The sequence below is a fragment of the Burkholderia sp. MSMB2157WGS genome, assembly GCF_001532755.1.
GTDB lineage: Bacteria > Pseudomonadota > Gammaproteobacteria > Burkholderiales > Burkholderiaceae > Burkholderia.
The window spans coordinates 1-3,886 of the sequence record NZ_LPJG01000012.1; the positions used below are offsets into that span (position 1 = coordinate 1).

Here is a 3,886-nt window from a genome sequence, read left to right on the forward strand (position 1 = left end):
AATTACTGCTTCTTCCCGGATTGGTTGCGCTGCGAAGCAACGCAACAACCCTCTTTGCCTGATGACCATAGCGAGTCGGTCCCACCCCTTCCCATCCCGAACAGGACCGTGAAACGACTCTACGCCGATGATAGTGCGGATTCCCGTGTGAAAGTAGGTAATCGTCAGGCTCCCTAAGCCAGAAACCCCCGCCCGATCAGGCGGGGGTTTTTGCATTGGCGCGGCGGAAGTGCACTTGTCCAGCGAAGCGCGCTCACTCTCGTAACCAACCGCGTACGCGCCAGATCGGTCATCTGCGTTCCTGCTGCCTGCGAAGCTCTCCCTCGGAACGAAACTCCGTGATTTGATACGATCGAAGTGTCGTCGACGCGAGCATCCGTCGACATTCGTGTTCGAAACCAGAGCTTGATGAAGAGGGCGGGGGAATGAATATCGGCGACGCGTCGCGCGAATCCGGAGTCAGCGCGAAAATGATCCGGTATTACGAACAAGTCGGCCTTCTTGCGCCGAGCAAGCGTACCGATGCCGGCTACCGGATCTACGGCGCGGACGAAATCCATATTCTGCGGTTCATCCGTCAGGCGCGACGACTCGGCTTCCTCGTCGAAGACATTCGCAAGCTGCTGATGCTCTGGCAGGATCGCTCCCGCGCCAGTGCCGAAGTGAAATCGATCGCGCTTGAGCACGTGGCAGAACTCGACAAACGCATCGCGGAACTGAGCGACATGCGCGACACACTGGCCGATCTGGCCGCGCACTGTCATGGTGACGGGCGACCAGAATGCCCGATTTTGGCGCGTCTGGCCGACCCCGCCAGCGAACCAAATTAGTGCAGACCTTCGAGTCTCAAAACGGGCTCGGACTCCATATCATTAAAAATCAAAGAGTTACGGGCGGACCGACTGCCGCCATTCCGAATTGGAATGGCCTCCATGCGCGTATTTCACTAGCATCTTGGTGCGGCATCGCTATAATTCGGGATAACCCTATACGGGAAATCCCTGAATCTCGATTCACCAGGGGTCCCTCTTCCTTGGAGAACGTCATGATCGCCTACATCGTCGAAAAGCTGAGCAACTGGTTCGAATCCGCAGAACGTGAGCGCCGTGAGGCTTACCTCGCCACGTCGTCGGACATCGTCCAGCTCGAGAGCCGCATCCGCTCGCTCGAAACCAACGGCTACTCGCTGTAATCGAAGTCACCGTCAGGTGCCGAGCGGCACCGAACGACAAGCAAGCCCCGTATTGACGGGGCTTTGTTTTTTTTGTGCGCCGGATCTGGCGAAAACGTCGGCGCAGCGCTATGGTATGGACCTGCTTTTCATCCTGAAGGACACGATCATGCATTTGCGTGTCGATGTGCGTCGTCGTGCTCGCGCGCGTCTCGTTCTGGGCGCGGCCGTGCTCGTTCATGGCCTCGCGGCCGGTGCCGCGACGTCGTCCAGGCCGCTCGTTCTCGATACGCAGCGCGGCATCCAGGACGGCAAGGGCGGGTTGGTGTTGCAGACGGCACCGTTGTCGTCGGAGCCGATCGTCGAGCCCGCAGGCATGCGGGCACCGGCCGGGCAGACGCCGAATACGTCGGTTCCGCTGTTCGTCGCGCCGTATATCAACGTTCCCGCCTGGGGCGGGCAGCCGGCCAACCAGCCGAGGCTCGCGACTAGACCGCAGCCCTAACGACCCGTCGCCCGATCAGTTTCCGCGGTGCTCGATCTGACAGCGGGCACCGCTATCCTGTCCGAGCATCTCGACCAGGTAGGGCAGTACCTCTTTCATGCTCTGAGCGAGCGTATACGGCGGATTCAGGATGAACATCCCGCTGCCGTAGAGGCCCAGTCCGTCGGTCGGCGGATTCGACACCGTCAGCGTCAGGTGCAGCCAGTTGTTCGGTTGAAGGCGCTTCAACTGTTCGGGAAAGCGCTGCGATTCCAGCCGCGTGACCTGCGGGTACCAGACTGCATAGCAGCCGGTCGCGAAACGCTTCAGGCATTCCGTCATGCAACTCACCACGCGCGCGTAATCCTTCTTGTCCTCGTAGGACGGATCGATCAGTACGAGTGCACGTCGCGGCGGCGGCGGCAGCAGCGCCTTGATACCTTCGAAGCCGTCGCCGGCGAAGATCATCGCGCGTCGCCCCGCGTCGCGAAAATTGTGGCGCAGGACATCGATTTCCGTCGTGTGCATTTCGAACAGGCGCATCCGATCCTGCTCGCGCATCGACCGCCATGCGATGTACGGGGAGCCGGGATAGAAGTGCAGTTCGCCGTCGGCGTTCAGCGCGCGGACCTCATCCACGTAGTCGCCCAGCGCCTCCGGCAGGTTCTTTTCGTTCCACAGCCGGCCGATGCCGGTATCGAATTCCGACGTCTTCGCTGCATAACCGTCGCGCAGCGAGTACACGCCGGCGCCTGCATGCGTATCGATGTACCAGTACGATTTGTCTTTCTTGTTCAGGTAGCGCAGCAGCTGGACGACGACGGCGTGCTTGAGCACGTCCGCGTGGTTGCCTGCGTGAAAACCGTGACGATAACTGAGCATGGCGGGCTGCCTGAAACGAAAGGTGAATCGATGAAAGCGGATCGTGCGCGGCCGTCAGGCCGGGCGCCGAGGCCGCGTATTGTACGCGAGTGGCCGTGAGTCGCCTTACTCGTATGCGTCGCCGACCACGGCCTCGATGCGTTGCTTCACGTCCGGCGTCAGCTTCGCGGCAACGTCGAGCGCGCGCATGTTGTCGCCGATCTGGTCGACCCGCGATGCGCCCGTAATGACCGAACTCACGCGCGGATTCGCGAGCACCCATGCGATTGCCAATTGGCCGGTACTGCAGCCGAGTTCGGCTGCAATCTCGCCGAGCCGTTCGACGATGTCGTTGGCGGCCCGATCGGTCAGGCGTTCGCGCATCCAGTCGTAGCCTTGCAACTGCGCGCGGCTGCCGGCCGGCACGCCGTTGCGGTACTTGCCGGTAAGCAGTCCCGACGCCAGCGGGCTCCAGGTCGTGAGGCCGAGACCGTAATCGTCGTAGAGCCGCGCATATTCCTGTTCGACCCGGGTGCGGTGGAACAGGTTGTACTGCGGCTGCTCGACGACCGGCTTGTGCAGATGATGCCGCTCGGCGATCTCGCACGCTGCGCGGATCTCGTCGGCGCTCCATTCCGACGTGCCCCAGTACAGCGCCTTGCCGCGCACGATCATGTCGCTCATCGCCCACACGGTTTCCTCGATCGGCGTATGCGGGTCGGGCCGATGGCAATAGACGAGGTCGACATAGTCGAGCTGCAGCCGGCGCAGCGAGCCGTCGATCGCGGTCAGCAGGTATTTCCGGTTCAGCGTGTGATACTGGTTCGGGGCTTCCGCGAGCCCCCAGAAGAACTTCGTGGACACGATATAGCTGATACGCGGCCAGTCGAGCGACTTGAGCGCGTGACCCATGATTTCCTCGGATTTGCCGCCGGCGTAGACTTCGGCGTTGTCGAAGAAATTGACGCCCGCGTCGCGGGCCGCGGCGAGGCATTCGCGCGCGACCCGCTGATCGACCTGATTGCCGTACGTCACCCACGAACCGAGGGAAAGCTCGCTGATCTGCAGGCCGGAGCGGCCTAGCCGTCGATAGTGCATGAGAACCTCCTGTCGAACGGAATCGACCTTTAAGCTTAGACGTTTTGCGCGCGAACGGCGGGGCCGATCGTGCACAATGACGGCTGGCACGCCGATACGATTTCGCGATGAGCGCGGATGCGGCGGGCGCGTGTTTTATCGATCCGACAACGGGAGGAGAAGGACATGGCAGCAGATCTGAGCGGCAAGACCGCCGTCGTCACGGGCGCCGCGAGCGGCATCGGCAAGGAAATCGCGCTGGAGCTGGCCAAGGCAGGCGCGGCCGTCGCGAT

6 protein-coding genes and 1 rRNA gene are annotated in these 3,886 nt (G+C 61.9%); 5 read left to right on the top strand and 2 right to left on the bottom strand.

Annotated features, from left to right (window positions below; translation table 11 throughout):
• Nucleotides 1-57 precede the first annotated feature (57 nt).
• The 4 genes from rrf to WT53_RS08680 all read left to right on the top strand — a co-directional run bounded on the left by rrf (nt 58) and on the right by WT53_RS08680 (nt 1,676).
• Nucleotides 58-170: ribosomal RNA gene (rrf, locus tag WT53_RS08670) — 5S ribosomal RNA — on the top strand.
• A gap of 255 nt (nt 171-425) precedes the next feature.
• Nucleotides 426-830, top strand: coding sequence for a Cu(I)-responsive transcriptional regulator (cueR, locus tag WT53_RS08675; protein ID WP_034207829.1), 405 nt, complete (start codon nt 426-428; stop codon nt 828-830).
• A gap of 215 nt (nt 831-1,045) precedes the next feature.
• Nucleotides 1,046-1,192: a DUF3563 family protein gene (locus WT53_RS32110; protein WP_006478295.1), complete on the top strand. Its 147-nt coding sequence runs from the start codon at nt 1,046-1,048 to the stop codon at nt 1,190-1,192.
• A gap of 115 nt (nt 1,193-1,307) precedes the next feature.
• Nucleotides 1,308-1,676 (top strand): hypothetical protein, encoded by a 369-nt coding sequence (locus tag WT53_RS08680; RefSeq protein ID WP_082727476.1) that lies wholly within the window; start codon nt 1,308-1,310, stop codon nt 1,674-1,676.
• Nucleotides 1,677-1,691: 15 nt separating this feature from the next.
• Here WT53_RS08680 and WT53_RS08685 read toward each other — a convergent pair whose 3' ends face one another.
• On the bottom strand, nt 1,692-2,537 hold the full coding sequence (locus WT53_RS08685; RefSeq protein WP_034207828.1) for a 23S rRNA (adenine(2030)-N(6))-methyltransferase RlmJ: 846 nt from the start codon (nt 2,535-2,537) through the stop codon (nt 1,692-1,694).
• A gap of 105 nt (nt 2,538-2,642) precedes the next feature.
• Nucleotides 2,643-3,614, bottom strand: a complete 972-nt coding sequence (locus tag WT53_RS08690; protein ID WP_034207827.1) for an aldo/keto reductase — start codon at nt 3,612-3,614, stop codon at nt 2,643-2,645.
• Nucleotides 3,615-3,779: 165 nt separating this feature from the next.
• Here WT53_RS08690 and WT53_RS33405 point away from each other — a divergent pair.
• Nucleotides 3,780-3,886, top strand: a 107-nt coding sequence (locus WT53_RS33405) for an SDR family NAD(P)-dependent oxidoreductase (RefSeq protein ID WP_156447861.1), incomplete at its 3' end; no start/stop codon positions are given.